Source organism: Variovorax sp. 05L425 (assembly GCF_056397705.1).
This window is the reverse complement of the sequence record NZ_JBFTNY010000004.1, coordinates 157,405-182,871: the sequence shown is the minus strand read 5'-3', so window position 1 is coordinate 182,871 and position 25,467 is coordinate 157,405. Positions and strand designations below refer to the sequence as shown.

At 61.7% G+C, this 25,467-nt stretch carries 29 protein-coding genes and 1 tRNA gene; 23 read left to right on the top strand and 7 right to left on the bottom strand.

Annotated features, from left to right (window positions below):
• The first annotated feature begins 3 nt into the window (after window positions 1-3).
• From hisF to tatC, 8 genes are all read left to right on the top strand, one after another.
• Window positions 4-783: an imidazole glycerol phosphate synthase subunit HisF gene (hisF, locus tag AC1DN9_RS06695; RefSeq protein WP_478098468.1), complete on the top strand. Its 780-nt coding sequence runs from the start codon at window positions 4-6 to the stop codon at window positions 781-783.
• A 14-nt stretch (window positions 784-797) separates the two neighbouring features.
• Window positions 798-1,199, top strand: a complete 402-nt coding sequence (gene hisI, locus AC1DN9_RS06690; protein ID WP_478098466.1) for a phosphoribosyl-AMP cyclohydrolase — start codon at window positions 798-800, stop codon at window positions 1,197-1,199.
• Entirely contained in the window at window positions 1,196-1,579 is a 384-nt protein-coding gene (locus AC1DN9_RS06685; RefSeq protein WP_478098464.1) for a phosphoribosyl-ATP diphosphatase, read from the top strand. Before hisI ends, AC1DN9_RS06685 begins: the two co-directional genes overlap by 4 nt.
• A 9-nt stretch (window positions 1,580-1,588) precedes the next feature.
• Window positions 1,589-1,978: a DUF4870 family protein gene (locus tag AC1DN9_RS06680; RefSeq protein WP_478098462.1), complete on the top strand. Its 390-nt coding sequence runs from the start codon at window positions 1,589-1,591 to the stop codon at window positions 1,976-1,978.
• Window positions 1,968-2,327 (top strand): histidine triad nucleotide-binding protein, encoded by a 360-nt coding sequence (locus tag AC1DN9_RS06675; RefSeq protein WP_478098460.1) that lies wholly within the window; start codon window positions 1,968-1,970, stop codon window positions 2,325-2,327. The genes AC1DN9_RS06680 and AC1DN9_RS06675 overlap by 11 nt, the downstream gene beginning before the upstream one ends.
• 65 nt (window positions 2,328-2,392) lie before the next feature.
• On the top strand, window positions 2,393-2,629 hold the full coding sequence (tatA, locus tag AC1DN9_RS06670) for a Sec-independent protein translocase subunit TatA (RefSeq protein WP_478098456.1): 237 nt from the start codon (window positions 2,393-2,395) through the stop codon (window positions 2,627-2,629).
• A gap of 13 nt (window positions 2,630-2,642) precedes the next feature.
• On the top strand, window positions 2,643-3,101 hold the full coding sequence (gene tatB / locus AC1DN9_RS06665; protein WP_478098454.1) for a Sec-independent protein translocase protein TatB: 459 nt from the start codon (window positions 2,643-2,645) through the stop codon (window positions 3,099-3,101).
• A 60-nt stretch (window positions 3,102-3,161) separates the two neighbouring features.
• On the top strand, window positions 3,162-3,959 hold the full coding sequence (gene tatC, locus AC1DN9_RS06660; protein ID WP_478098452.1) for a twin-arginine translocase subunit TatC: 798 nt from the start codon (window positions 3,162-3,164) through the stop codon (window positions 3,957-3,959).
• Between the two features lie 19 nt (window positions 3,960-3,978).
• Here the strand turns inward: tatC and AC1DN9_RS06655 are convergent, their stop codons facing one another.
• Window positions 3,979-5,139: a Do family serine endopeptidase gene (locus AC1DN9_RS06655; protein ID WP_478098450.1), complete on the bottom strand. Its 1,161-nt coding sequence runs from the start codon at window positions 5,137-5,139 to the stop codon at window positions 3,979-3,981.
• 278 nt (window positions 5,140-5,417) lie between these two features.
• Here AC1DN9_RS06655 and AC1DN9_RS06650 point away from each other — a divergent pair, with 278 nt between their 5' ends.
• Window positions 5,418-6,194: a Nif3-like dinuclear metal center hexameric protein gene (locus tag AC1DN9_RS06650; RefSeq protein ID WP_478098448.1), complete on the top strand. Its 777-nt coding sequence runs from the start codon at window positions 5,418-5,420 to the stop codon at window positions 6,192-6,194.
• Entirely contained in the window at window positions 6,191-7,258 is a 1,068-nt protein-coding gene (pdxA, locus tag AC1DN9_RS06645) for a 4-hydroxythreonine-4-phosphate dehydrogenase PdxA (protein WP_478098446.1), read from the top strand. Before AC1DN9_RS06650 ends, pdxA begins: the two co-directional genes overlap by 4 nt.
• Here pdxA and mscL read toward each other — a convergent pair.
• Window positions 7,245-7,676: a large conductance mechanosensitive channel protein MscL gene (mscL, locus tag AC1DN9_RS06640; RefSeq protein ID WP_478098444.1), complete on the bottom strand. Its 432-nt coding sequence runs from the start codon at window positions 7,674-7,676 to the stop codon at window positions 7,245-7,247. The two genes, pdxA and mscL, sit on opposite strands and share 14 nt — an antisense overlap.
• Window positions 7,677-7,853: 177 nt before the next feature.
• Here mscL and petA point away from each other — a divergent pair, with 177 nt between their 5' ends.
• The 9 genes from petA (at window position 7,854) to AC1DN9_RS06595 (ending at window position 16,060) form a co-directional block, all read left to right on the top strand.
• On the top strand, window positions 7,854-8,468 hold the full coding sequence (gene petA, locus AC1DN9_RS06635; RefSeq protein WP_478098442.1) for a ubiquinol-cytochrome c reductase iron-sulfur subunit: 615 nt from the start codon (window positions 7,854-7,856) through the stop codon (window positions 8,466-8,468).
• A gap of 10 nt (window positions 8,469-8,478) precedes the next feature.
• Complete coding sequence (locus AC1DN9_RS06630) at window positions 8,479-9,879, top strand: cytochrome b (RefSeq protein WP_478098440.1); 1,401 nt, start codon at window positions 8,479-8,481, stop codon at window positions 9,877-9,879.
• Window positions 9,880-9,895: 16 nt separating this feature from the next.
• On the top strand, window positions 9,896-10,651 hold the full coding sequence (locus AC1DN9_RS06625) for a cytochrome c1 (RefSeq protein ID WP_478098438.1): 756 nt from the start codon (window positions 9,896-9,898) through the stop codon (window positions 10,649-10,651).
• A 97-nt stretch (window positions 10,652-10,748) separates the two neighbouring features.
• Entirely contained in the window at window positions 10,749-11,360 is a 612-nt protein-coding gene (locus AC1DN9_RS06620) for a glutathione S-transferase N-terminal domain-containing protein (protein WP_088955903.1), read from the top strand.
• Window positions 11,361-11,379: 19 nt separating this feature from the next.
• Window positions 11,380-11,946, top strand: coding sequence for a ClpXP protease specificity-enhancing factor (locus tag AC1DN9_RS06615; RefSeq protein ID WP_478098436.1), 567 nt, complete (start codon window positions 11,380-11,382; stop codon window positions 11,944-11,946).
• Window positions 11,947-11,985: 39 nt separating this feature from the next.
• Window positions 11,986-12,061 (top strand) — tRNA-Thr (locus tag AC1DN9_RS06610).
• A gap of 231 nt (window positions 12,062-12,292) precedes the next feature.
• Window positions 12,293-14,593: a TonB-dependent receptor gene (locus AC1DN9_RS06605; protein ID WP_478098433.1), complete on the top strand. Its 2,301-nt coding sequence runs from the start codon at window positions 12,293-12,295 to the stop codon at window positions 14,591-14,593.
• An 18-nt stretch (window positions 14,594-14,611) separates the two neighbouring features.
• Window positions 14,612-15,298: a Fe2+-dependent dioxygenase gene (locus tag AC1DN9_RS06600; protein ID WP_478098432.1), complete on the top strand. Its 687-nt coding sequence runs from the start codon at window positions 14,612-14,614 to the stop codon at window positions 15,296-15,298.
• A gap of 9 nt (window positions 15,299-15,307) precedes the next feature.
• Window positions 15,308-16,060, top strand: a complete 753-nt coding sequence (locus AC1DN9_RS06595) for a PepSY-associated TM helix domain-containing protein (RefSeq protein WP_478098430.1) — start codon at window positions 15,308-15,310, stop codon at window positions 16,058-16,060.
• Window position 16,061: 1 nt separating this feature from the next.
• Here AC1DN9_RS06595 and AC1DN9_RS06590 read toward each other — a convergent pair whose 3' ends face one another.
• Window positions 16,062-16,367: a hypothetical protein gene (locus tag AC1DN9_RS06590; protein ID WP_478098720.1), complete on the bottom strand. Its 306-nt coding sequence runs from the start codon at window positions 16,365-16,367 to the stop codon at window positions 16,062-16,064.
• A gap of 176 nt (window positions 16,368-16,543) precedes the next feature.
• On the opposite strand from AC1DN9_RS06590, the gene secA reads away from it, so the two are divergent.
• Genes secA through AC1DN9_RS06570 form a run of 4 tightly spaced genes read left to right on the top strand, consistent with a single transcriptional unit; the run spans window position 16,544 to window position 21,867 of the window.
• Window positions 16,544-19,321, top strand: coding sequence for a preprotein translocase subunit SecA (gene secA / locus AC1DN9_RS06585; protein ID WP_478098428.1), 2,778 nt, complete (start codon window positions 16,544-16,546; stop codon window positions 19,319-19,321).
• Window positions 19,322-19,343: 22 nt separating this feature from the next.
• Window positions 19,344-20,573, top strand: a complete 1,230-nt coding sequence (argJ, locus tag AC1DN9_RS06580) for a bifunctional glutamate N-acetyltransferase/amino-acid acetyltransferase ArgJ (RefSeq protein ID WP_478098426.1) — start codon at window positions 19,344-19,346, stop codon at window positions 20,571-20,573.
• Entirely contained in the window at window positions 20,570-21,439 is an 870-nt protein-coding gene (locus tag AC1DN9_RS06575; protein WP_478098424.1) for an ATP-binding protein, read from the top strand. Before argJ ends, AC1DN9_RS06575 begins: the two co-directional genes overlap by 4 nt.
• Complete coding sequence (locus AC1DN9_RS06570; protein WP_478098422.1) at window positions 21,439-21,867, top strand: NUDIX domain-containing protein; 429 nt, start codon at window positions 21,439-21,441, stop codon at window positions 21,865-21,867. The genes AC1DN9_RS06575 and AC1DN9_RS06570 overlap by 1 nt, the downstream gene beginning before the upstream one ends.
• A 57-nt stretch (window positions 21,868-21,924) precedes the next feature.
• Here the strand turns inward: AC1DN9_RS06570 and AC1DN9_RS06565 are convergent, their stop codons facing one another.
• The 4 genes from AC1DN9_RS06565 to AC1DN9_RS06550 are packed head-to-tail and all read right to left on the bottom strand — an operon-like array spanning window position 21,925 to window position 25,429.
• The gene (locus AC1DN9_RS06565; protein WP_478098420.1) at window positions 21,925-22,134 is read right to left on the bottom strand and encodes a DNA gyrase inhibitor YacG; all 210 of its coding nucleotides are present in this window, start codon (window positions 22,132-22,134) and stop codon (window positions 21,925-21,927) included.
• Entirely contained in the window at window positions 22,131-22,886 is a 756-nt protein-coding gene (zapD, locus tag AC1DN9_RS06560) for a cell division protein ZapD (RefSeq protein WP_478098718.1), read from the bottom strand. The genes AC1DN9_RS06565 and zapD overlap by 4 nt, the downstream gene beginning before the upstream one ends.
• Window positions 22,887-22,920: 34 nt before the next feature.
• Window positions 22,921-23,934 (bottom strand): alginate O-acetyltransferase AlgX-related protein, encoded by a 1,014-nt coding sequence (locus AC1DN9_RS06555; protein ID WP_478098418.1) that lies wholly within the window; start codon window positions 23,932-23,934, stop codon window positions 22,921-22,923.
• Window position 23,935: 1 nt separating this feature from the next.
• Complete coding sequence (locus tag AC1DN9_RS06550) at window positions 23,936-25,429, bottom strand: MBOAT family O-acyltransferase (protein ID WP_478098416.1); 1,494 nt, start codon at window positions 25,427-25,429, stop codon at window positions 23,936-23,938.
• Window positions 25,430-25,467 lie beyond the last annotated feature (38 nt).

Genomic DNA, 25,467 nt, shown 5'->3' with positions numbered 1-25,467 from the left:
CCCATGCTTGCCAAACGCATCATTCCCTGTCTGGACGTGACCGGCGGCCGCGTCGTCAAGGGCGTCAATTTCGTCGAATTGCGAGACGCCGGCGATCCGGTCGAGATTGCCGCGCGCTACAACGCGCAAGGCGCCGACGAACTCACCTTCCTCGACATCACCGCCACGAGCGACGGGCGCGACCTGATCCTGCCGATCATCGAAGCAGTGGCTTCGCAGGTGTTCATTCCCCTCACCGTCGGCGGCGGCGTGCGCACGGTCGCGGACGTCCGCCGGCTGCTCAATGCCGGGGCGGACAAGACCAGCTTCAATTCGGCTGCGATCGCGAATCCCCAGGTCATCGAAGAAGCATCTCGGAAATACGGTGCGCAGTGCATCGTGGTGGCGATCGACGCCAAGCGGCGCACCGCGGAGGACGCTGCGACCCGCGGGGCAGGCTGGGATGTCTACAGCCACGGCGGCCGCAAGAACACCGGCCTGGACGCGGTGCAATGGGCGGTCGAGATGGCGCGGCGCGGCGCTGGCGAGATCCTGCTGACCAGCATGGACCGCGACGGCACCAAGAGCGGCTTCGACCTCGAACTCACGCGCGCGGTCAGCGATGCCGTGAGCGTGCCCGTGATTGCTTCCGGTGGGGTCGGAAGCCTGGACCATCTGGCCGACGGCATTCAGGCGGGCGGCGCCGACGCTGTCCTGGCCGCCAGCATCTTTCACTATGGCGAGTTCACTGTGGGCCAGGCCAAGGCGCAAATGGCGGCGCGGGGCATCCCGGTGCGGCTTTGACCGACAATTCCGGCATGAATTGGCTCGATGAAGTGAAGTGGGACGCGAACGGCCTGGTGCCCGTGATCGCGCAGGAGCAGGGCAGCAACGACGTGCTGATGTTCGCCTGGATGAACCGCGAGGCGCTGGCGAAGACGGCTGAAATCGGCCGGGCCGTGTATTTCAGCCGGTCGCGCGGCAAGCTCTGGTTCAAGGGCGAGGAGTCCGGCCACGTGCAGACGGTTCACGAGATTCGCATCGACTGCGACAACGACGTCGTGCTGCTCAAGGTGACCCAACTCGGCCATGAGCCTGGCATCGCGTGTCACACGGGCCGCCACAGCTGCTTCTTCAGCAAATACGAGAACGGCCGGTGGACGGTCGCCGAACCGGTCTTGAAAGACCCCGCATCGATCTACACATCCTCCCCAAGATGAGCGATACCCCACGCAACGCGGAAGACGCACTGGCGCGCCTGGCTGCCGTGATCGAGAGCCGGCTGCCGGCGCGCGGCGGCGATCCCGACAAGAGCTACGTCGCACGTCTCCTTCACCGGGGTCCCGACGCCTTCCTGAAGAAGATCGGCGAAGAAGCCACCGAAGTCGTCATGGCCGCCAAGGACGCCGATCATGGCGGCGACCGTTCGAAGGTTGTCAACGAAGTGGCCGATCTGTGGTTTCACAGCATGGTGGCACTCGCGCACTACGGTTTCTCGCCCAGCGACGTGGTCGCGGAACTCGAGCGGCGCGAAGGCACCAGCGGCATCGAGGAAAAGGCCTTGCGCAAGGCGCAGGCTCGCGAAGCTTCCAACGATTGAGAGGACACCATGCCCAACGACATCGTGACCGTCGAACCGGACGACTCGCTCAAGACCTGGGGCTGGGTCAGCTACATCCTTCACCTCGTGGTGGCCATTGGCGCGGTCCTGCCCGGGGCACAGGCTTCCATCGCGCTGCTGCTGATCGCGCTGATCATCGACCTGGTCAAGCGCGACGATGCGGCCGGCACCTGGCAGGCCTCGCATTTCAGCTGGCGCATTCGCACTGTGATCTGGGCCGGCGTGCTGTACGTGCTGACCGCGTGGCTGTGGCTGCTTCTTTTCGTGCCCGGCTGGATTGCCTGGGCGCTGATTTCCCTCTGGTTCCTCTATCGCATCGTCAAGGGGATGGTGCGAATGAACGCGGGCCGATCCATGGAGCCTTCGAATGTCCTCTGACCCCAACTGCGTCTTCTGCAAGATCATCGAAGGGAAGATTCCCTCCCGCAAGGTCTACGAGGACGAGGAGCTCTTTGCGTTTCACGACATTGCCCCGTGGGCCCCGGTGCATTTCATGATCGTGCCGAAGCGGCACGTCCCGTCGATGGCCCAGGTCACCTCCGACGACGCCGCGTTGCTTGGAAGGATCATGACGCTGGCCCCCAGGCTGGCCATCGAGCAGGGCTGCAGGCCTTATCCGACCGGGGGGTATCGCATCGTCGTGAATACCGGCGCCGAGGGCGGTCAGGAGGTCCATCATCTCCACGTGCACGTCATGGGCGGCCCACGCCCATGGCTCAGAGGCTGATTCCCGCCTCGTGAGGCGGCATTTGCGCGCCGTCTAAAATCGCTCACATTCTTCAGGAGTAATCCATGGGTTCACTTTCCATCTGGCACTGGCTGATCGTGCTGCTCGTCGTGGTCATGATCTTCGGCACCAAGAAGCTCCGCAACATGGGGTCGGACCTCGGCGGCGCCGTCAAGGGCTTCAAGGACGGCATGCGGGAGGGCGGGGCACCCGAAACGCCGGCCAACCCGAACGCGCAGGTGACCAACACCGCCGCGACCGACAAGTCGACGATCGACGTCGAAGCGCGTCAGAAGTCCTGAGCTCCAACCGTCCGTGATCGATCTCGGCATTTCGAAACTTGCGCTGATCGGCGCAGTTGCGCTCATCGTCATCGGACCGGAAAAGCTGCCGCGCGTGGCGCGCACCGTTGGCACGCTGCTCGGCAAGGCGCAGCGCTACGTGAACGACGTCAAGGCCGAGGTCAATCGCTCCATGGACCTCGACGAGTTGCGCAAGATGAAAGACACGGTGCAGGACGCGGCTCGCGAGGTCGAGCACAGCATCCATTCCAGCGCGAGCGAATTCGAGAAGCAGTTTTCCGAAATCGGCCAGACGTCCTCCGATTCTGAGCCGGCGCTGCCCGTCTATCCGCAATACAAGCACCCACGCAAGAACTGGCGCCTGAAGCAGGGCGCCACGCCACAGTGGTACAAGGCGCGCAACGGCGTGCGCACCAAAGCGCTTTCGGGCGCCGCGCGCGTGGCCCGTTACCGTCCTCACGAGATCAAATAGCTTCGGCGTCGATCCGGTCGCGTCCAGCGCGGCCCGAATTCCGTCCGCAGCGCCCCCGACATGTCTGACTCCACTGACAAGAACAAAGAAGACGAACTGGCCGGCACCGAGCAGCCTTTCGTCCAACACCTGATGGAGCTGCGGGATCGCTTGCTCTATTGCATTTATGGCCTTGTCGTCGCCGGCGTCCTGCTCGCGATATGGCCGGGCCCCAGTGGGCTGATCGACCTGATCGCGGTGCCAATCCGCAACCACATGCCGCACGACGCGAAGCTGATCGCCGTGGGCGTGTTCTCGCCGTTTTTCGTGCCGCTCAAGGTGCTGGCCATGACCGCCGTATTGCTGGCGCTGCCTTGGCTGATGTATCAGGTCTGGATGTTCGTGGCGCCGGGGCTCTACAGCCACGAGAAGAAATTCGCCTTGCCGCTGATCATCTTCGGCAGCCTGCTTGCCTATGCCGGGATTGCGTTCGTGCAGTTCTTCGTCCTGGACAAGATGTTCGGCTTCATCCAGCGATTCACGCCTCCGTCGGTGGCGGCCACGCCCGACATATCGTCGTACGTGGAGGCGATCCTGTCGCTCTATATCGCCTTCGGCGTGGCCTTCCAAGTCCCGATCGTGGTCATGCTGCTGGTGCGTTTCGAGATGGTCACCGTCGAAAAGCTGCGTTCTTTTCGCGGCTATTTCATCGTCGTTGCCTTCGTCGTTGCGGCGGTGCTGACCCCGCCGGACGTCGTCTCGCAGCTTGCGCTCGCGATTCCCATGTGCCTGCTGTACGAAGTCGGCATCGTGGGTGCGCGCTACTTCTCGAAGTACACCAAGGCGCCCGAAGAGAGCCCCGATTCCGCTCAGTCCTGAGCGGAATCCTTCGTTTTCATCATTCCGTTTCTTGCGGCGCGCGCCGGACCGGCGATTTGGGCCGCGAGCCGGCCGTGACGTCGAGTTCCAGCTTGTCGCCGCCGCGCTGCAGCGCAAAACGTGCCGCGTTGCCCGGCTTGAGGCCCGCCACGGCGGTCAGTAGCTCCTGGACGTTACCGATGTCCTTGTCGCCGACGCCGGTGATCACGTCGCCTGGACGAACGCCTGCCTTCGCTGCCGGTCCGTTCTGCAGGACACCCGTGATGATCACGCCCGTCTTGGCCTTGACGCCGAAGGTCTCCGCCAGTTCGGGTGAAAGATCGTTGGGCTCCACGCCGATCCATCCGCGCGTGACCTTTCCGGCCTTGACGATGTCCTCGAGGACCTGCTTGGCGGTCGAAACCGGGATGGCAAACCCGATGCCCATGCTGCCGCCCGAGCGCGAATAAATCGCGGTGTTGATGCCCTCGAGATTGCCGTTCACATCGATCAGCGCGCCGCCCGAATTGCCCGGATTGATCGCGGCGTCGGTCTGGATGAAGTTTTCGAACGTGTTGATGCCGAGCTGGTTGCGTCCGAGCGCCGAGACGATGCCGCTGGTGACGGTCTGACCGACTCCGAACGGATTGCCGATGGCGAGTACCTGGTCTCCGACCTGCAGGGCGTCCGAATTGCCAAGGACCACGACTGGCAGCTTGTCGAGTTCGATCTTGAGTACGGCCAGATCGGTGTCGGGATCGGTCCCGATCACCTTGCCGTGGGCGTGGCGTCCGTCATTGAGCGTCACTTCGATTTCGTCGGCGCCTTCTACGACGTGGTTGTTGGTGAGGATGTAGCCGTCGGCGCTCACGATCACCCCGCTGCCCAGTCCGACCTGGGGCTGGTCCGCACCCTGGTCGCCGAAAAAGAAACGGAACCAAGGATCGTTGTTGCGAGGGTTCAGCTGCGCGGCCTTGCTCGTGTTGATGCTGACCACGGCGGGCGAGGCTTTCTTCGCAGCGCTGCTCAGGCTGCCGGGCACAGCCTGCGGATTGACCGGGGGTGCCTCGACGACCGCGACCATGCCGCGCAGTCCGTTCGCCTGTCTGTTGAGCCATTCGGGCTTGAGCGTTGCAACAACGAAATAGGCCGCGAGGAAGATGGTGACGGCTTGGGCAAACAGCAGCCAGGTGCGTTTCATGAAGGCGATGAATCCATTGAGGTGATGGCGCCTCTTTCACTGGGCGCCAAACCTTGAATTGTCCCTCAATGCGCACGAAGTGCTTGGTGCCGAAGGACAGAGCCGCAACCGCTTGGCCGCGCAAAATCGGGGGAAACCCTGAATTCGGTGACTTGCGCGACTGGGCGTCCACATGGCCTTCTTCGGCGCGGCGCGCAGGAGTGCGGAAGGTCCTCCACGCGGCCCGCGTCGCGCGGCCTTGCGATGCGGACGGCGCCTCCCGGGTCCACAATCACGCGATGAGCACGACCCGCCACGAACTTCTTCACGCATTCGATGTGCTGCTCGCCCCAGAGCGATTCAAGGACTACGGACCCAATGGCCTCCAAGTCGAGGGCCGCACGACGGTTCGCAAGATCGTGTCCGGCGTGACCGCGAGCCGTGCGCTGATCGAGGCCGCCATTCACGCCGAGGCCGATGCCATCTTCGTGCACCACGGCCTGTTCTGGCGCGGCCAGGATGGACGGGTGACCGGCTGGATGCGCCAGCGCCTGGGTCTGCTGCTTGGCGACGATGTCAACTTGTTCGCGTATCACCTGCCGCTGGATGCGCATCCTGAACTCGGCAACAACGCGCAACTGGGCGCCAAACTGGGCCTGGTCGCGCATGCCGGTTCGACGGGCCGCTTCGGCGAACAGGAACTCGGATTTCTCGGTGCGCAGGCCAACGGCGAAGTTTTCGCCAATGCCGCTGCGCTGGCGAGCCACACCGAGAAGGCGCTCGGAAAGAAGGTCACGCTCGTGGAGGCTGCCCAGCAGCGTCCGATCAGGAACGTGGCCTGGTGCACCGGCGGGGCCCAGGGCTATTTCGAGGCTGCGATCGCGGCAGGCGCGGACGCCTTCATCACCGGCGAGATTTCCGAACCGCAGGCCCACTATGCGCGCGAGATGAACGTGGCGTTCCTCGCCTGCGGACATCACGCGACCGAACGCTACGGCGCACCGGCTGTTGCGGGGCATGTGGCCGCGCAGCTGGGCCTGGCCCACGAATTCATCGACATCGACAATCCGGCGTGAACAGCGTTCAGTCTCCCATTGCGGTCACGCTCGGCGATCCAGCCGGCATCGGGCCCGAGATCATCATCAAGGCCTTCCGTGATGCCGCCCGTGACATGCAAGGATGCTTTATTGCCGGCGATGTCGGTGTCGTTCGCCGGGCTGCGCAATGGCTGGCGATGCCTGGCTCCTTGGCCATGCCCGTTGCGGAAATCGAATCGCCCGCAAGCGTGGGCGATGTTCCGCCTGCCTGCATCCCGGTGCTGCAGGTCGTCGAGAAGGTCGAAGCGCCGATTGCGCTTGGGCAGATCAGTGCAGTCGCGGGGCGCGTCGCCGGCGAATGCGTTGTGTGGGCAGCGCGGGCGGCACTGCGTGGCGACGTCGCGGCAGTCGTGACCGCGCCTCTGCACAAGGAGGCGCTCTCTGCGGCTGGCTTCATGTTCCCTGGTCACACCGAGTTGCTTCAGTTCGAGGCCGCTGCCCATCTGGACCGACCGCTCGCCGATGTCCCGGTTCGGATGATGCTTGCCAACGACGAACTGCGGACCGTGCTGGTGAGCATCCACATGTCGTTGCGCAACGCGATCGAGGCGGTGACGCATGACAGCGTCCTTGAGACGCTGCGGATCACGCATCGCGCACTGGGCGCGGTGCTGGGTCGGTCACCGAGGATCGGCGTGGCGGGACTCAATCCGCATGCCGGCGAAGGTGGTCTCTTCGGCAGTGAAGAGCGCGACGTCATTGCCCCCGCCATTGCGGCTGCCAGGAGGGAAGGCATCGACGCCGACGGACCTCATGCGCCCGACACCGTCTTCATGCGTGCCCGCACCAAGGCCGGCTGTGCAGGAGAGTTCGATGTGGTGATTGCGATGTACCACGACCAGGGCCTGATCCCGGTCAAGTACCTGGGCGTGGAGAAGGGCGTCAACGTCACGCTCGGATTGCCGCTCGTGCGCACGAGCCCCGATCACGGCACGGCATTCGACATCGCAGGCACGGGTCGCGCCGATCCATCCAGCCTGATCGAAGCGGTGCGCATGGCGCGCTCGCTCGCGAGCGGCGCCGCAGCCGTCAGGGCCGCTTGAGGCTGTCGCGAATTTCGCGCAGCAGCACGACGTCTTCCGGAGTGGGGGCCGGTGGGGGCGGCGCTGCGTCGGACGCCTTCCTCAGTTTGTTGATCTGCTTGACCATCAGGAAAATGATGAAAGCAAGGATCACGAAGTTCACCGCAATGGTGATGAAATTGCCGTACGCGAGCACGGGCACATTGGCCTTCTTGAGCTCGATCAGGTTGTCGGCCACATTGGGCGGTCTGTTGGCCAGCACGATGTAGAGGTTCGAGAAGTCGAGCTTGCCGAACACCAGACCAACCAGCGGCATGATGATGTCGCTCACCAATGAATCGACAATCTTTCCGAAAGCGGCGCCAATGATCACGCCGACCGCGAGGTCGATCACGTTTCCCTTGACGGCAAACTCGCGAAACTCCTTGAGAAAACTCATGTCGGGTACCTCATGTGCGGTTTTCAGACGTCGGCCAGTATAGAGGTGTGTTTTGAATGACTCACTCGGGCGGAACTCATGGTCGATGCACGGCTCGTCGCGTTGAATTCGCCTTTTACGCTCCGCTACAATCGTCGGTTGACCCCAAGACCCTAGCGAAGAACATTGAGGATCCCCATGAGTGACAGCACAGCCGGCCGCCCCCGGATTGACACTAGCAAGCGGACGTGGTTGATCGCATCAGGTTGTGCAGGAGCGGTGGGCGGAGTGGCAGTCGCCGTCCCGTTCGTCAGCACCTTCCAGCCTTCCGAAAAAGCCAAGGCTGCCGGTGCGCCGGTCGAGGTCGACATCAGTGCCCTCCAGGTGGGCGAAAAGATGACGGTTGAATGGCGCGGCAAACCCGTGTGGATTCTCAAGCGCACGCCCGAACAACTCGCTGAACTCCCGAAGCTCGATCCGTTGCTCGCGGATCCGCAGTCGAAGCGCAATCCGGACGAGTTCACTCCTCCCTACGCACGCAACGAGCACCGCTCGATCAAGCCGGAGATCCTGGTGGTCGTCGGCATCTGCACCCATCTGGGTTGCTCTCCGACGGACAAATTCCAGCCAGGGCCGCAGCCTTCGCTGCCTGACGATTGGCACGGGGGCTTTCTCTGCCCCTGCCATGGTTCAACCTTCGATCTGGCGGCGCGTGTCTTCAAGAACAAGCCCGCACCCGACAATCTTCCGGTGCCTCCGCACATGTACCTCTCCGACACCCGCCTCCTGATCGGCGACGACAAGAAGGCTTGAGGAGAAAGACATGGCCGAACTCAAGGAAATCTCCCCCAACGCGCCCGCGAACGAGAAGCTGCTCAACTGGGTCGACAACCGCTTCCCGCTGACCAAGCTCTGGAACGACCAGTGGGGCAAGTACTACGCGCCGAAGAACTTCAACTTCTGGTACATCTTCGGCTCGCTGGCGATGCTGGTCCTCGTGATCCAGATCGTGACCGGCATCTTCCTTGTGATGCACTACAAGCCCGATGCGCAACTGGCGTTCGCATCGGTCGAGTACATCATGCGCGACGTGCCATGGGGCTGGCTGATCCGCTACATGCACTCGACGGGGGCTTCGGCGTTCTTCATCGTCGTGTACCTGCACATGTTCCGCGGGCTCATCTACGGAAGCTACCGCAAGCCGCGCGAACTGATCTGGATCTTCGGCTGCGCCATTTTCCTCTGCCTCATGGCTGAGGCCTTCATGGGCTACCTGCTTCCCTGGGGCCAGATGAGCTACTGGGGTGCGCAGGTGATCGTCAACCTGTTCTCCGCCATTCCGTTCGTCGGTCCTGACCTCGCTCTTCTGATCCGCGGTGACTACGTGGTGAGCGACGCTACCCTGAATCGCTTCTTCAGCTTCCACGTCATCGCAGTGCCGCTGGTCCTGCTCGGTCTCGTGGTCGCTCACCTGATCGCCCTTCACGAAGTCGGATCGAACAACCCGGACGGCATCGAAATCAAGGCCAACCGCGGTTCTGACGGCCATCCGTTGGACGGCATTCCATCCCACCCGTTCTACACGGTGCACGACATCTTCGGCGTCGTGGTGTTTCTGACGATCTTCTCGGCAGTGATCTTCTTCGCGCCCGAGGCTGGCGGCTATTTCCTGGAGTACAACAACTTCATTCCGGCCGATTCGCTGAAAACGCCGAATCACATTGCCCCGGTCTGGTACTTCACGCCTTTCTATTCGATGCTTCGCGCGATCACCAGCGAGATGATGTACGCGCTCATCGCTTGCGTCGTTGCCGGTGCGGCATTTGGGGTGTGGAAGACGCGCATTCCCTCGATCTTCAAGGGCGTCATCGTCGTGGTCGCCATTGGCGTTGCCGCGATGATGTTGTCGATCGACGCCAAGTTCTGGGGCGTTCTCGTGATGGGCGGTGCCGTCATCATCCTGTTCTTCCTGCCATGGCTGGATCACAGCCCGGTGAAGTCGATTCGCTATCGTCCGAGCTGGCACAAGTACCTCTACGGTGTCTTTGTCGTCAACTTCGTGGTTCTCGCGTACCTTGGCGTTCAACCACCGTCGCCCGCCGGCGAGCGTGTGTCGCAAGTGGGTACCTTGTTCTATTTCGGTTTCTTCCTGCTGATGCCGTGGTGGAGCCGTCTGGGCGAATTCAAGCCGGTCCCTGAGCGCGTGACCTTCGCAGCGCACTGACCGGGGGAAAACAAGAATGAAGAAACTGATCCTCACGTTGATCGCAGCGCTTGGTTTCGTGGCTGGCGCTCATGCCTCGGAAGAAGGTATCCCCTGGGACAAGGCGCCGAACCGGACGACCGACCTGGCGGCGCTGCAGAATGGCGCGAAACTCTTCGTCAACTATTGCCTCAACTGCCACTCGGCGGCGTTCATGCGCTACAACCGGCTGCAGGATCTCGGCATTACCGAGCAGCAGATCAAGGACAACCTTCTATTCGCGACCGACAAGGTCGGCGAGACCATGAAGGCGAACATCGATCCACGCCAGGCCAAGGAATGGTTCGGTACCGTTCCGCCCGACCTGACGCTCGTGGCGCGTTCGCGTGCCGGCCATGGCGGCACCGGTGCCGACTATCTCTATACCTACCTGCGTACTTTCTATCGCGACGACACGAAGGCAACGGGCTGGAATAATCTGGCATTCCCGAGCGTGGCGATGCCGCACGTGCTGTGGGAATTGCAAGGTGAGCGCCGTCCGATTTTCGACAAGGTCGAGTCGCACGGTCACGAAACCGATGTGTTCAAGGGTTGGGAGCAAATCACCCCCGGAACCATGACGCCGATGCAATACGACCAAGCGGTGGGTGACCTCGTCAGCTACTTGCAATGGATGGCCGAACCGGCGCAAAACACGCGTATCCGGGTGGGGGTCTGGGTGTTGTTGTTCCTTGTCATGTCCGTGGTCTTTGTTTGGCGCTTGAATGCCGCGTACTGGAAAGACGTCAAGTAATACGATGACGATGCCGATCAGGCGCCTCGTGCGTCTGGTCCCACAGAGTGGGTTGCGAACGCGATCCACTCTTTTTGATTTTTAGGAGCCTTTCGCCATGATGGTCTTGTATTCGGGAACGACCTGCCCTTTTTCACATCGCTGCCGCTTCGTGCTGTTTGAGAAAGGCATGGATTTCGAGATTCGCGATGTCGATCTCTACAACAAGCCTGAAGATATCAGCGTGATGAACCCTTACGGACAGGTTCCTATCCTTGTGGAACGCGACCTGATCCTGTACGAGTCGAACATCATCAACGAGTACATCGACGAGCGCTTTCCGCATCCGCAACTGATGCCCGGCGATCCGGTCGATCGGGCTCGCGTGCGACTGTTCCTGCTCAACTTCGAAAAGGAGTTGTTCGTGCACGTCTCCACGCTCGAGAATCGCAGTTCCAAGGGGAACGAGAAGGCGCTCGAGAAGGCCCGTTCGCACATCCGCGACCGGCTGACGCAGCTTGCGCCCGTGTTCCTCAAGAACAAGTACATGCTGGGCGACAATTTCTCGATGCTCGACGTCGCGATTGCTCCGCTCCTGTGGCGCCTTGATTACTACGGCATCGACCTCAGCAAGAACGCGGCGCCGCTTTTGAAGTACGCTGAGCGAATCTTCTCTCGTCCCGCGTACATCGAAGCACTGACTCCATCTGAAAAGGTCATGCGCAAGTGAACTGCTGGCGCCGCCGGTCATGATCAACGCACTCGAATCGTCATCCACCCGCCCGTATCTCATCCGGGCGCTGTATGAATGGTGCACGGACAATGGCTTCACGCCGTATGTCGCGGTTCAGGTCGACGATACCGTCCAGGTGCCGAGGGAGTACGTCAAGAACGGCGAGATCGTGCTGAACATCAGTTTCGACGCCACGAGTTCGCTCAATCTTGGCAATGAATTCATCGAGTTCAAGGCCCGCTTTGCGGGTACCGCCCGCGAGATCAGCGTGCCAGTTGGTCGCGTGATCGCGATCTACGCGCGGGAGAACGGGCAGGGCATGGCCTTCCCCGCACCGGCGCCTGCGCAGGTCGATGGAAGTGCGACGCCAGGGACGGCCATGCCGGCATCCGCTGCGACGCGAACACCTTTGCGTGACGCTTCTCGGGGTACTGAAGGCGATGCCAGCAAGATCGTCCATCTCGTCTCGGGCGAGGGTGCTGAGGAGAGCGTCGAGACGACAGGCGCGCCAGTGGATCCGGGAGATCCTCCGCGACCACCCAACGGCGGGGGCTCGCGGCCGTCGCTCAAGCGAATCAAGTGAGAATTCCAGCAAACGGCCACCGCTAGAATCCCCCACCACGCCGCTTTAGCTCAGTTGGTAGAGCAACCGCCTTGTAAGCGGTAGGTCGTCAGTTCGATTCCGACAAGCGGCACCATTTCAAAAACCCCGAGCAGGTCAATTGCTCGGGGTTTCTTGTTTTCCGGATCGGCCAATTTTTAAACTGACTTTTACCTGACCAAATTACAGATTTGTGAGCACTGTCTTTCGTCGGTAACACATTGGTCCGATGAAAGATAGAAAGAGTGATTCGCATTTAGACTTGCGAGCCACAAAGCAGTCCCGGTGATCCCAAGAGGGCTCCGCGGATTCCTTTCCAGGAGAACTCATGAATCGCTCTAGTCGCCGCCCGATGCGGCGCACGCCCGTTGCATTGACCCTGCTCGCCATGGTCTCTGCCCCTGCACTTGCGCAGCAAGCCCCCGCCCCCGTGTCATCGGAGTCGCCGGCGGCCACTCCGTCATCGCCATCATCATCGACGAACACTTCGGTGCCGGCGACCTTGCGCGAAATACAAGTTCGGGACACCGCGGACACCGGGAGTTTCGGCCCCAATCCGCTGTCGATCAGCCGCCTGCCTGTCGACCCTCACGACGTGCCGCAATCGATCACCATCATCAATCAGGCGGTGATGCAATCGCAGGGCGCCACCTCGCTGGCCAGCGCGCTGCGAAATGTGCCGGGGCTGACCATTGGCGCCGCCGAAGGTGGGCAGATCGGGACCAACATCAACCTGAATGGTTTTTCGGCGCGTACCGACATCTTTCTGGATGGCGCGCGCGACCGCGGCCAGTACTACCGCGATACCTTTGCGCTGGATAGCGTCGAAGTGCTCATGGGGCCGTCGTCCATGCTGTTCGGGCGCGGATCGACTGGTGGCGTGATCAACCAGGTGAGCAAAAAGCCGTCGCTGACGGCGGCGGGAAACGCGGATATTTCAGTGACCAGCAACGGGCTCGTACGAACGACCGTCGATGTGAACCGGCCGATGTCCGAGACTTCGGCATTCCGGATTGCCGCAATGGCACAGGAAGGCGATGCATCCAATCGGGACCAAACGAGAATCCAGGACGTCGGCATTGCGCCTTCGCTGAAATTCGGCATCAACACGCCGACGCAAGTCACGCTCTCAGCGCTGGTTCAGCACAACCACGACATGGCCGACTACGGGATCCCGCCGCTCAATGGCGCTCCGGCGCAGGTCGATCGAAACAATGCCTACGGATTCAACGACGATCGCACGATCTCCGACATCGGTGCATTCAATGCGACGATTCTGCACAAGCTGACGCCCACCAGTTCGATTCGCAACCAGACACAGTACAACCAAGTCACCACCGACGCGACGGAAACCGCCCCGCAAGGCATCGGAACCGTCAACGCGAGAGGCTACACGCCGTTCTCCACCGGCACCACGGCGGTCCCGCTCGCGGCAACCAGTGCGCTGCCTCTCACACAGCTCTGGGTACGCCAGCAGAGTCACGACCGGGACATCCGCGACACCTCGCTCTTCAACCTGACCGAATACAACACCAAGTTCGAGACAGGCACACTCAAGCACGCCTTGCTGGCAGGCTTGGAACTCGGACACGATACGTACAGGAACCAGGGCTACTACCGCAATGGCACTTGCGCGGGCGTCCCGCTCAATCCAGTGGGTGGCACCAGCGGCTATGTGTCGTGCACACCATTGCTGAATCCCATCTCAACCGATTCGCCGCTCAATGCGCCGGGCCTCCCTGGCAATCTTGCGACGGCCGATGCCGACACGGTTGCGGGGTACGTCAATGACACCGTCGATATCAACCCTCAGTTCAAGCTGGTCGGCGGCGTGCGGCAGGACAACTATCGCGCGAGCGTCAACAACACGGTGACGAGCGCGACGACCCTGGCCTACGAAAGGCAGACGGTGGATTTCACCAGCGTGCGCGCTGGAGGCATCTGGCAGCCGACGGCCGAGCAGTCCTACTATGTGTCGTACAGCACATCGTTCAATCCATCGCTCGAACAACTCGTCGCAACCACTGGGGCGACGCAGCCATTGCCTCCGCAGGAGAACAAGGCCTACGAACTCGGAGGCAAGTGGGACGCCAATGGAGGCGCGCTGTCAATGACCGCCGCCGCCTTCAGCATCACGCAATACAACGCGAGAGCGCAGAACTCCGATGGCACCTACACGGCGACCGGGACCGTGCGTGTCAACGGGGCGCGTGCCGGCATCGCGGGTCGCGTCACCGATGTGCTCCAGGTGTTCGGCGCCTATACCTTTCTCGACGGAACGATCGTCGACGCCATCGCACCTGGGACTCAAGGCAATGTGCCGGCCAACACACCCAGGAATGCCGCCAGCCTGTGGGCTGTCTACACCGTCACGCCCGAATGGGAAATCGGTGGCGGCGCGACCTACGTCGGTAGCCGTTACGCCGCCAACACGAATCTGGTTGAGGTGGGCAGCTACACGCGAATCGACGCGATGCTGGCGTATCACCAGCCGCATTACGATGTACGGCTGAATCTGTTCAACCTCTTCGACCGCCACTACTACGACGCCCTGATTCCGTCCGACGGCGGTCGAGCGGTGCCCGGCATGGCGCGCACCGCCATGCTGTCGATGAACTATCGGTTCTGACGTCGATCGCCCACTGCCATGCTCGTCTGCATTCCCCGAGTCCTTGATGCCGAATCGCTCGAAGCCGTCCGCTCGCGGCTGGAGGCCGCAGGTGACGCCTGGGTCGATGGCCGCGTCACTGCTGGCCACCAGGGCGCGCCAGTCAAGTTCAACCAGCAGATTGACGAGCGATCCCAAGTGGCAAGGGAATGCCAGGCCATCGTGGCCAGCGCACTCGAACGGAATCCGGTCTTCATCAGTGCAGGGCTGCCCAACATCCTGTATCCGCCCATGTTCAATCGCTACAGCGCCGGAATGACGTTCGGCCTGCACGTCGACGGTGGAGTGCGCATCCATCCGCACAATGGGCGCAAGGTGCGCACCGACCTGTCCGCCACGTTGTTCCTGTCACCGCCCGACACCTACGACGGTGGCGAATTGCAGATGGAGGATACCCATGGAATGCAAAGCGTAAAGCTTGCGGCTGGCGACATGGTGATCTATCCGGCGACCAGCCTGCACCAGGTGACACCCATCACACGGGGCGTCCGCGTCGCCTGTTTCTTCTGGGTGCAGAGCCTCGTGCGGGATGCCGCCGACAGAGCGCTGCTCTTCGATCTCGACAATGCCATCCAGCGCCTGAATCAAGCCGGTGCAGACGAGTCCGCACGCCGGACGCTGGTGGGCATCTATCACAACCTTCTTCGCAAATGGAGCGACACCTAGGTCGTCCACATGAACACTGCTTCCAATGTCTCAACTGGCGCCGGCGCGACAGCTTTTGTTTCGTCCGGATCACTCGACGAGCGCCTGCGTAGCCGGCAACGTCGCACTGCGCTCGTGCAATGGATTCGCAAGACCCATGGCTGGATCGGTCTGTGGGGCGCCATTCTCGGATTGCTTTTCGGCACGGCCGGCGTGTGGCTGAACCACCGTGCTGTACTTAAGCTGCCGATGGCCCAGCAGCGCATCAACGCGCAACTGGCCTTGCCCGATCCGGCCCCCGCCAGCGCCAAGGAAATGGCTGCATGGCTCCAGACAGCGCTCGGCCAGAGCGGTCCGCCTAATTCCATGCGCATCGAGCCGGCGAAACCTGTAGCGTGGACGGAGAAGGACAAGCATGCCCAGGCGCTTGCGCCGGATGTCGATGCCCCCCATGAATCCGCGCTCATGCAGCCCGAGCGCTGGGTTTTCAATTTTGGCGGTCCCGATGCGATCGTTCAGGCCGAATACTGGCGCGGCAACCGCTCGGTGGGCGTCACCATGACCAGCAACGGATTCGTTGCCACCCTGGCAAACCTGCACAAGGGGGTCGGCATGCCGGTTGCGTGGATCCTTCTGGTGGATACGCTGGCAGGGAGCCTGGTTTTCCTGTCGATCTCCGGGGTGGCGCTGTGGATGTTGACGCACCGGCGCCGGCGCGTCGGCTTGATCATTTTCGGCACCTCGGTCGCTCTCACACTTGGCCTGGTATTCGCGCAGCTCTGAATCAGCGTCCTGTCTGAACCTTGATACGGAGCGTCGCGACATCCCAGCCGCGGGCTTTCAACCGTGACACCAGAAGGGGCGCCAATTGGCGGAGCTTGGCTGCCGCGGCGCTACCGCTCACCAGCACGCACCAGACATCGCCTTCAGCCGGCCCGGCCTTGATGCCGGGGCGCAATTCCGCGGGGATCAGGTCCTGGATGGCGACGAGCCGTTCGTTTGCATCGCGCGCGCGCGCCGCCAGGTTCGCGAGGGTCGGCGACTCCTCCGTGGCCTGCAGCAAAGTGACGGCGTTGAAGCGGCGGTTCATGGGCAATGGTCTGCAATCAAGGGTTCGAACAAGGCGGCTAAAATCTGCGGTTTGCCGGCAATCCTGCGGGCCGGTCGGCTTGCTTTCCAGCAAAGCGCGCCCAAGTTCCTTCTCGTCTATCTTAGGGATTTCGGTCGAAGCGCCCGCATTCAGCGAGTGTGCTTCGATCTCCATTCATGGCCACCAACATCCTGACCCAAATTTTCGGCAGTCGCAATGATCGGCTTCTGAAGCAGTATCGCAAGACGGTCGAACGCATCAACTCGCTGGAGCCGTCGTTCGAGAAGCTCGATGAAGCTGCGCTGCGCGGCAAGACGCAGGAGTTCAAGGACCGGATCGCCAAGGGCGAATCGCTTGATGATCTCCTGCCCGAGGCCTTCGCGACGGTGCGCGAAGCATCCAAGCGGGTTATGAAGATGCGTCACTTCGACGTCCAGTTGCTGGGCGGCATGGCGCTTCACAACGGCAAGATTTCCGAAATGCGTACCGGTGAAGGCAAGACCCTGACGGCGACGCTGCCGGTCTACCTGAATGCGCTGACCGGCAAGGGTGTCCACGTCGTGACGGTGAACGACTACCTCGCCAACCGCGACGCCACCTGGATGGGCCGCCTCTACAACTACCTTGGCCTTTCCGTCGGCATCAACCTGCCGCAAATGCCGCGCGAGGAAAAGCAGCAGGCCTACGGCAGCGACATCACCTACGGCACGAACAACGAGTACGGCTTCGACTACCTGCGTGACAACATGGTCTACGAACCCGGAGACCGGGTTCAGCGCGGATTGAACTACGCGATCGTCGACGAGGTCGACTCGATCCTGATCGACGAAGCCCGGACCCCGCTCATCATCAGCGGCCAGGCAGAAGACCACACGGACTTGTACCTTGCGATCAACAAGGTCGTGCCGTTGCTGGTCCGTCAGGAAGGGGAGGCCGACCCTCGCACCGGTGAGGGCGTCACCAAGCCCGGCGACTTCACGGTCGACGAAAAGACCCATCAGGTGTTCATGACCGAAGACGGTCATGAGAAGGCAGAGACGATTCTTTCCGAATTCAAGCTGCTTCCCGAAGGCGCCTCGCTCTACGATCCCGCCAACATCACGCTGATGCATCACCTGAATGCGGCGCTGCGTGCGCGGCATCTCTATCACCGCGATCAGCACTATGTGGTGCAACAGGGCGAAGTGATCATTGTCGATGAGTTCACCGGCCGCCTGATGACGGGCCGGCGTTGGAGCGACGGGCTGCATCAGGCCGTGGAAGCCAAGGAAGGTGTCGAGATCCAGGCAGAGAACCAGACCCTCGCTTCGATCACCTTTCAGAACTACTTCCGCCTCTACGCCAAGCTCGCGGGCATGACCGGCACGGCCGACACCGAAGCCTACGAGTTCCAGGAGATCTATGGCCTGGAGACAATGATCATTCCGCCGAATCGTCCGAGCAAGCGCGAAGATCAGCTTGACCGCGTCTACAAGACCACTCGCGAAAAATACGACGCGGCCATCCAGGACATCCGCGAGTGCTACGAACGCGGTCAACCCGTGCTCGTAGGCACGTCGTCGATCGAAAACTCCGAAATCATCGCAGGGCTGCTTGAGAAGGCCAGCTTGCCGCACCAGGTGCTCAACGCGAAGCAGCATGCACGCGAAGCGGAAATCGTGGCGCAGGCCGGTCGTACCAAGATGATCACCATCGCGACCAACATGGCGGGTCGTGGCACAGACATCGTGCTGGGCGGAAACGTCGAGAAAACCATCGAGGCGGTTGAAGTCAATGAGGAACTCGATCCCAGCGCCAAGGCTGCCGAGATCGCGCAGCTACGCGCTCAGTGGGACAAAGACCACGAATTCGTCAAGTCGCTCGGAGGCTTGCGCATCATCGCCACGGAACGGCATGAATCGCGCCGCATCGACAACCAGCTTCGCGGGCGTTCGGGCCGGCAGGGCGACCCGGGGTCGTCACGCTTCTACCTGAGCCTGGACGATCCGCTGATGCGCATCTTTGCCGGTGACCGCGTGAAGGCGATCATGGATCGCCTCAAGATGCCGGACGGCGAGGCCATCGAGGCCGGTATCGTGACGCGCAGCATCGAGAGCGCCCAACGCAAGGTCGAGGCGCGCAATTTCGACATCCGCAAGCAACTGCTCGAATACGACGACGTGTCGAACGATCAGCGCAAGGTGATCTACCAGCAGCGCAACGACATCCTTGACGCGGGCGACCTCACCGCGCAGATCGGTGCATTGCGCGAAGGTTGCTTCAATGATCTGGTTCGCCAGTACGTGCCTGCCGAGTCGGTCGAGGAACAATGGGACCTCGGCGGTCTCGAGAAGACCCTTGCAGACGACTGGCATATCGAGATGCCTCTGCGGCAAGAGGTCGAGGCCGCCAGCGCCATCGGCGACGAAGACGTTGTCGAAAAGGTCATCGCCGAGGCCAACAAGGCGTTCGATGCCAAGGTCGGGCTGATTGGCCAGGAGAACTTCACGCAGTTCGAACGCATGGTTCTGCTGCAAAGCATAGACACCCACTGGCGCGAGCATCTGGCCTCGCTCGACTACCTTCGCCAGGGCATTCATCTTCGCGGCTACGCGCAGAAGCAGCCCAAGCAGGAATACAAGCGTGAAGCTTTCGAACTGTTCGGCCAGTTGCTCGATTCGGTGAAGAACGAAGTGACGCGTCAACTCATGACCGTGCGCGTGCAGTCCAGCGAGCAGCTTGAAGAAGCGGCCGAGGCGATGGAAGTCCGCGGCGAGAACCTTGCGAACATCACATACACGGCGCCCACCGAGACTGGCGAGGTCGAAGTGCGGGTGGACGAAGAAAGCCTTCGCCGGCAGGCTGCCGGCGGCCTGAGCGCCGGTGCAGCCGCCTTTGCGCGCGTGGGGCGCAACGACCCGTGCCCCTGCGGCAGCGGCAAGAAATACAAGCATTGCCACGGCAAGCTCTCTTGATATTCATCTGCAGGACATACCCATGCCCGTGAATCTCTCCGCCCCCGATCCCTCAGCGCTGCACGCGGTTCCAGGTGTCCGCATCGGCGTCGCCGAAGCCGGTGTGCGCAAGGCCAATCGCAAGGACCTGACGGTGGTGCTGATCGATGAGGGCGCCGCCGTGGGAGGTGTGTTCACGCAGAACCGCTTTTGCGCGGCGCCGGTCCAGGTCTGCCGTGATCACCTGGAGAAGAATTTCGGGATTCGCGCGATGCTGATCAACACCGGCAATGCGAATGCCGGAACGGGCGAAGACGGTTTGGCGCGCACTCGGGCGACGTGTATTGCGCTCGCCCGCGAGCTGAACCTGGCGCCGGAACAAATCCTGCCCTTTTCCACTGGCGTGATCATGGAGCCGCTTCCGATCGACAGGATCGAAGCCGGGCTGCCTGCCGCCCTGGCCGACGCCGCACCCGCGAACTGGGCGCGCGCCGCAGAAGGCATCATGACCACCGACACCGTGCCCAAGGCCTTCAGCCAGCAAGTACGCATTGGTGGCGCGACTGTCACCATCACCGGTATCAGCAAGGGCGCCGGAATGATCCGTCCGAACATGGCGACCATGCTCGGATTCATGGCGACCGACGCGAAGATCGATGCATCGCTGATCCAACCGCTCGCCGGGGCGCTGGCCGATGCATCCTTCAACCGGGTGACGATTGACGGCGACACGTCGACCAACGATTCCTTCGTGGTCATCGCCACGCAGAAGGCGGCGCACGACACCATCACCTCCCTCGATTCCGCCGAAGGGCGTGCCCTGCTGGAGGCCATGCAAAACGTTGCCCGCCAACTGGCGCAAGCCATCGTGCGTGACGGTGAAGGGGCGACCAAGTTCATCACGATTCGCGTCGAAGGCGGTCGTGATGGGGCCGAGTGCCGGCAGGTGGCCTATGCGGTCGCGCATTCGCCGCTGGTCAAGACGGCGTTTTTTGCGAGCGACCCCAACCTTGGGCGCATTCTTGCGGCCGTCGGCTACGCCGGCATCGTCGACCTGGACCAGACGGGCATCGACCTTTATCTCGACGACGTGCATGTGGCGGTCAAGGGCGGCCGCAATCCGTCCTACCGTGAAGAAGACGGCCAGCGCGTCATGAAGCAGAGCGAGATCCTGGTGCGCATCGTGCTGGGTCGCGGCAATGCTGCGGATACGGTCTGGACTTGCGATCTCAGCCACGACTACGTGTCGATCAACGCCGACTACCGGTCATGAACGAGAAGTTCGAACGCCTGATCGAACGCGCCGAGCAACTGATTGGTCGCATCGAATCGATCCTCCCCCAACCACTGGCGGCCCCCGCCGACTGGAATGCGTCCATCGCATGGCGCTATCGCCGCCGCAGCTCCGGCCATGGCACGTTGGAGCCGGTGCGTCACGTTGCCAAGATGCCACTCGACGCGTTGAAGGAAATCGACGCCCAGAAGGAAAAAATCGAGCGCAACACCCGCCAGTTCGTCGAAGGCAAGCCGGCCAACAACGTTCTGCTGACCGGTGCCCGGGGCACTGGAAAGTCGTCGTTGATCCGCGCGTGTCTCCATGCCTATGCGCCGCAGGGTCTGCGCCTGATCGAGGTCGACAAGGCCGAATTGACGGATCTGCCTGACATCATCGAAGTGGTCTCGAACCGGCCGGAGAAGTTCATCGTCTTCAGCGATGACTTGAGCTTCGACGAGGGCGAGCCGGGTTACAAGGCTCTGAAGTCGATCCTGGACGGATCGATCGCGGCGGCCACGCCGAACGTTCTGATCTACGCGACCAGCAACCGGCGTCATTTGCTGCCCGAGTACATGAAGGACAACCTGAGCTACACCCACACCGAGGATGGCGAGGTGCATCCTGGCGAAGTGATCGAGGAGAAGATCTCTCTCTCCGAGCGCTTCGGTCTCTGGGTGAGCTTCTACCCGTTCAGCCAGAACGAGTACCTGACGATCGTCGCGCAATGGCTTTCGTCATTTGGCGTCGACGCGAAGGCCATCGAGGCAGCGCGCCCCGAGGCCTTGGTATGGGCACTCGAAAGAGGCTCGCGCAGTGGACGCGTCGCGTACCAGTTTGCGCGCGACTACGCTGGACGAGCCTGATGTCCGAGACCACGACGCCACGCAAGCACACTGAGGTCGCCGTCGGCATTCTCATCCGCGAAGACGATGCGCTGCTGCTGTCGACGCGACCGGAAGGCAAGCCTTACGCGGGGTATTGGGAGTTTCCGGGCGGCAAGATCGAAGTCGGCGAGACGGTCGAACAGGCGTTGCGACGCGAGCTCCACGAGGAGCTTGGAATCACGATCAAAGGGGCGGTCATCTGGAAGGTGACCGAGCACGACTATCCGCACGCGCTCGTAAGGCTGCATTGGTGCAAGGTCACGGCCTGGGCAGGTGACTTCGAAATGCGCGAAGGCCAATCGATGTGTTGGCAGCAATTGCCGCTCGATGTGGCACCGGTGTTGCCGGGGGCGCTGCCGGTCCTGGAATGGCTCGCTGAGGAGCGGGGTCAGTCCAAGGTCACCTGACCGGAAAGCCGACGGGGCCAGCCAACGAGGGCCCGTAGGCTGGTGGTCAATCCATCATCATTGGCGCTTGGGATCGCCGAATGGATCGTCGTCGGGCGGCGTTTCTGCCGGCATCCTGAATTCTTCACTCGCCCAGGCGCCGAGATCGATCCCCTTGCAGCGAGCACTGCAGAACGGACGGTAAGGGTTGCGCGGCGCGTAGATGCTGTCCTGCCCACACGCCGGACACCTGACGATACGCTCGCCAAAAGAATTCTCGGGGCTCATGCGCAAAGGGTCAGCTCGAATGGCGTGTCGTCGGTGCTCTGGTGCAAGCGGTCGTCGGCTTCCTGTCGCATGAGACGCACAGACACCATCAAGCGATTTCCACTGATTTCAGGGATAAGGCCGAGTTTGGGATCGATCTTCAGACGGAGCAACTGAAAGCTGCGGCCCTGCGGGAGCGTCTGCTGGAATTGCCCATGCGCCGCCATGACTTTGTAGGGCACGTCCGCATCGCGCAGCAACTTCAACAACAGATAGATCGACTCGGCCAGCGGCGCCAGCGTCGACGACCAACGTTCCAGATCTGCGCGTCGCTCAGTGGGGCGGCCGTTCTGCCAGGCGAAGTAAGCTGGCAGATCGAATTCACAAGTGCCGCCTGGGATGCTTGCACGGCTGCGAATGCTCATCAGCCACTCGTTCTCGGTCAAGGCTTGGCCCGCCTTGCCCGGCACGGTATTGAGCGTCGTGAAGTTGCTCTCAAGCTTGCTGACGACCTGATCCAGCACCGATTCGGCGATCGCCGGGTTGCCGCGATAGCTGTTGAATACGTTCTTGTGTTTGTCGAGATCTCTGAGGACGTCGGCCTTGAGATCGGCACGGGCCGCCACGTCCATGATCTCGAAGATCGTGACGAGCGCGTAGTGATGCAGCAGGGCCGAATCGGCAGGCACCAGTTCACCAAGACGGCGGAACAGGTGCTCCAGCCGCAAATAGGTCCGGATGCGCTCGTTGAATGGGTACTCGTAAAGAATCACGCGTGACGGCTTCCGATCAGAGACGATGATAGCCTCAAGATGGCTTCGCCGGCGGTTGCGGCACGATCTTGCGGACTGCCTCGAGCATGATCTGGCCAACCGCCAACTGTCCATGCATCGACAGGTGCGTGTCGTTGGGGAAAAAGAAGTCGCGGATCTTCTTCCTCTGCTCCCTGGCAAAGGTAAAAAGGTCCGGCCCCAGCCCTGCTTGAGTGAAGGCTGTCACAAAATCTTTCGAATGATCCGGCATGACGTAGGTTGTCGTCTTGTTGGGAATCACCATCCACATGATCGAGCGGCTCGGATGGGCCTTGTTGAAGGCCTCCATCTGCGCGACGTTCTCAATGGTTAGCTCGCCGTTGTCGACGTCGTCCCTGAAGAACAATGCCTTCTCGCAATATCGATTGCTGAACATGGAGCAGCCGTCGGGCACGGGGCGCACCCATGTCACGTTGCTGGCCAGCGTGGCACCGTCCGATTTCTTCGCCGCGCGAGTATTCCGGTAAGTTGTATAGCCCGATGTCAGCTTTGCCGTCCAGTTGAGGGCGAATCCGGGCGGGTGTTCGGGATTTTCGAAGAAGGGCTTGGCCAGGGGCTCGATTGGCTTGAGCATCTTGGCGCATTTCTGCGTGTTGACAAGTCGATCGTTGAGCAAGCGTTCGGAGCTTTCGATCACGACCAGCTTGCCCCGGAAGCCCGCGCGATCAAGCCATGCATCGAAGTCATCGCACAGCGATTCGCCTAGCTCGCCCCAATAGACCGTTGAGATCCGGTAACCCTGCTTCGTGAGCACCGATTGCCAACGGTATGTCATTGAGTAGCTGTCGCCGAGCACCAGAATGTCCGCATCCGTGATGGGCGAGCCTCGAAGATATCGAGGATCGACGTGGGGCGGTTCCAACTGCCAACCGAACTCGTGATCGGAGACCAATCCGATCCTCGACAAATCGCCATAGGGGATGGTCGTGCTCAAAGTGACGATCAGCATCGCGACGATCACGGCGAAGCCTGCCGCGAAGATCTGCAACCAAAGTTTTGCGGGCGTCATATCAGAACTGGAAATAGAGGAATGGGCTGTAGGTACCCAGCCTCGACACGCAAAGGCCGAAAAGAATCACGGTCACCAGTGCCATGAGTGCGGTGAAAACCGTCGCGGCACGTGGGCGACCGGCCAGGGCCTGCGCCTGCGGGACCCAACGCTGCAGCGTGATGGTCGGTGGCAAGGCGAGGCAGATGAAGAGTCCGACCAGCATCGTCTGGAAGAACTCGGGCTTGCGAGACGGAACGCGGCCGAACTCCTCGAAGGCCACGAGCGGCGCGCCGTGCATTCCAAGCATGCCCTTGTAGATCTCGATCGCGGCATGCATGCTTTCCGCGCGGAAGACGACCCAGGCGATCATCACGAAGACGAAGGTCAGGAACCAGCCAAGAACGCGTGCCGGGCGGCCCGGCTTGGAATTGCGACGCACCTTGGCGTTCCAGAGGTGGTTGACGGCGAGAAATGCGCCGTGCAGGGCGCCCCAGATCACGAAAGTCCAGGCCGCGCCATGCCAGAGACCGCCGAGCAGCATCGTGATGAAGAGATTCAGGTATCGACGCGCCGGCCCCTTGCGATTGCCGCCCAGAGGAACGTAGAGGTAGTCGCGAAGGAACGTCGAAAGCGAAATGTGCCAGCGGCGCCAGAATTCGATGAGGCTGGTCGACTTGTACGGAGAGTTGAAGTTGAGCGGTAGTTCCACGCCCAGGCACAGCGACAGGCCCACCGCCATGTCCGAATACCCCGAAAAGTCGAAGTAGATCTGCAGGGTGTAGGCGAGCACACCGAGCCATGCGGTGTAAAGCGTAGGCACGGCACCGTTGTGGACGCCGGTGAACATGAGGTCGGCATATTCGCCCATCTTGTCGCCGATGAGCAGCTTCTTGGCCAGACCGAACACGAAGATCGCGAGGCCCAGTGCGACCTTGTTCAAGTCCACTCGATAAGTCGCCGGGTTGGCGAACTGGGGCATCATTTGCGCGTGATGCAGCACGGGGCCCGCAATCAGGTGCGGGAAGTACGTGACAAAGAGCACGTAGTGCACGAAGCTGCGTTCGTGGACCTTGTCCTGCCAGCAATCGACCAGGAATGCAATCTGCGTGAACGTATAGAAGGAGATGCCGATTGGCAGAGCAATGTGCAGCAACGGCAATGGCGCGAAGCCGGCCGCGGCAAGCCCTTCATTCACATTGCTGACGAAGAAGTTCGCGTACTTGAACGTGGCGAGCACGCCAAGATTGACCACCAACGCGATGATCAGCATGCGCTTTCTACCGGACTCGGTGCGCCCGGGTCCGTTCGTCAGGCGCAGTCCTGCCCAGTAGTTGAAGCAGATCGATCCGACCAGCAGCGGGACGGCATTGACGCTCCACCAACCGTAGAAGAACAGTGATGCCAGCGCGAGGAAACCGGCCGCAGCGCGCGCATTTCGCTTTCCGATGAGGAAGAACCCGAAAAGGACGATCGGGAAATAGCAGAAGATGAACGCGTATGAATTGAAGAGCATCTTTGGGGCTGTCTCGCGGGGCTTACTTGTGCGCCGCT

Coding starts and splice junctions, on each gene's coding strand:
- hisF (WP_478098468.1), top strand. CDS start 4: ATGCTTGCCAAACGCATCATTCCCTGTCTGGACGTGACCGGCGGCCGC.
- hisI (WP_478098466.1), top strand. CDS start 798: ATGAATTGGCTCGATGAAGTGAAGTGGGACGCGAACGGCCTGGTGCCC.
- AC1DN9_RS06685 (WP_478098464.1), top strand. CDS start 1,196: ATGAGCGATACCCCACGCAACGCGGAAGACGCACTGGCGCGCCTGGCT.
- AC1DN9_RS06680 (WP_478098462.1), top strand. CDS start 1,589: ATGCCCAACGACATCGTGACCGTCGAACCGGACGACTCGCTCAAGACC.
- AC1DN9_RS06675 (WP_478098460.1), top strand. CDS start 1,968: ATGTCCTCTGACCCCAACTGCGTCTTCTGCAAGATCATCGAAGGGAAG.
- tatA (WP_478098456.1), top strand. CDS start 2,393: ATGGGTTCACTTTCCATCTGGCACTGGCTGATCGTGCTGCTCGTCGTG.
- tatC (WP_478098452.1), top strand. CDS start 3,162: ATGTCTGACTCCACTGACAAGAACAAAGAAGACGAACTGGCCGGCACC.
- AC1DN9_RS06655 (WP_478098450.1), bottom strand. CDS start 5,139: ATGAAACGCACCTGGCTGCTGTTTGCCCAAGCCGTCACCATCTTCCTC.
- AC1DN9_RS06650 (WP_478098448.1), top strand. CDS start 5,418: ATGAGCACGACCCGCCACGAACTTCTTCACGCATTCGATGTGCTGCTC.
- mscL (WP_478098444.1), bottom strand. CDS start 7,676: ATGAGTTTTCTCAAGGAGTTTCGCGAGTTTGCCGTCAAGGGAAACGTG.
- petA (WP_478098442.1), top strand. CDS start 7,854: ATGAGTGACAGCACAGCCGGCCGCCCCCGGATTGACACTAGCAAGCGG.
- AC1DN9_RS06630 (WP_478098440.1), top strand. CDS start 8,479: ATGGCCGAACTCAAGGAAATCTCCCCCAACGCGCCCGCGAACGAGAAG.
- AC1DN9_RS06625 (WP_478098438.1), top strand. CDS start 9,896: ATGAAGAAACTGATCCTCACGTTGATCGCAGCGCTTGGTTTCGTGGCT.
- AC1DN9_RS06620 (WP_088955903.1), top strand. CDS start 10,749: ATGATGGTCTTGTATTCGGGAACGACCTGCCCTTTTTCACATCGCTGC.
- AC1DN9_RS06615 (WP_478098436.1), top strand. CDS start 11,380: ATGATCAACGCACTCGAATCGTCATCCACCCGCCCGTATCTCATCCGG.
- AC1DN9_RS06605 (WP_478098433.1), top strand. CDS start 12,293: ATGAATCGCTCTAGTCGCCGCCCGATGCGGCGCACGCCCGTTGCATTG.
- AC1DN9_RS06600 (WP_478098432.1), top strand. CDS start 14,612: ATGCTCGTCTGCATTCCCCGAGTCCTTGATGCCGAATCGCTCGAAGCC.
- AC1DN9_RS06595 (WP_478098430.1), top strand. CDS start 15,308: ATGAACACTGCTTCCAATGTCTCAACTGGCGCCGGCGCGACAGCTTTT.
- AC1DN9_RS06590 (WP_478098720.1), bottom strand. CDS start 16,367: ATGAACCGCCGCTTCAACGCCGTCACTTTGCTGCAGGCCACGGAGGAG.
- secA (WP_478098428.1), top strand. CDS start 16,544: ATGGCCACCAACATCCTGACCCAAATTTTCGGCAGTCGCAATGATCGG.
- argJ (WP_478098426.1), top strand. CDS start 19,344: ATGCCCGTGAATCTCTCCGCCCCCGATCCCTCAGCGCTGCACGCGGTT.
- AC1DN9_RS06575 (WP_478098424.1), top strand. CDS start 20,570: ATGAACGAGAAGTTCGAACGCCTGATCGAACGCGCCGAGCAACTGATT.
- AC1DN9_RS06570 (WP_478098422.1), top strand. CDS start 21,439: ATGTCCGAGACCACGACGCCACGCAAGCACACTGAGGTCGCCGTCGGC.
- AC1DN9_RS06565 (WP_478098420.1), bottom strand. CDS start 22,134: ATGAGCCCCGAGAATTCTTTTGGCGAGCGTATCGTCAGGTGTCCGGCG.
- AC1DN9_RS06555 (WP_478098418.1), bottom strand. CDS start 23,934: ATGACGCCCGCAAAACTTTGGTTGCAGATCTTCGCGGCAGGCTTCGCC.
- AC1DN9_RS06550 (WP_478098416.1), bottom strand. CDS start 25,429: ATGCTCTTCAATTCATACGCGTTCATCTTCTGCTATTTCCCGATCGTC.